We start from the raw sequence: 272 nt of genomic DNA on the forward strand, positions 1-272 counted from the left end.
CCGATAGCGCGCGTAAAGTGGGTGCAGGGCTCTCAGCGCAGGGTATCGCCTTTATTGATGCACCGGTATCCGGTGGTGTCGGCGGTGCCAAAGCTGGCACGCTAACCTTTATTGTTGGTGGTGACGTTGCGCATTTTGAGCGCGCTAAAACGGTGCTTAGCAATATGGGTAAGAACCTGTTTCATGCAGGTGCAGTAGGTGCAGGCCAGGTCGCGAAAATCTGCAATAATATGCTGCTGAGCGTTTTAATGGTAGGTACATCAGAAGCGCTG

Annotated in this window: 1 protein-coding gene; it reads left to right on the forward strand. The window is 52.9% G+C overall.

The window, feature by feature from the left end; all coding sequences use genetic code 11:
• A partial coding sequence (locus R0J87_RS20505) for an NAD(P)-binding domain-containing protein (protein WP_498888559.1) occupies positions 1–272 on the forward strand: 272 nt, incomplete at both ends.

It is taken from the genome of Halomonas sp. SIMBA_159, from assembly GCF_046536035.1.
GTDB classification, from domain to species: domain Bacteria; phylum Pseudomonadota; class Gammaproteobacteria; order Pseudomonadales; family Halomonadaceae; genus Vreelandella; species Vreelandella venusta_A.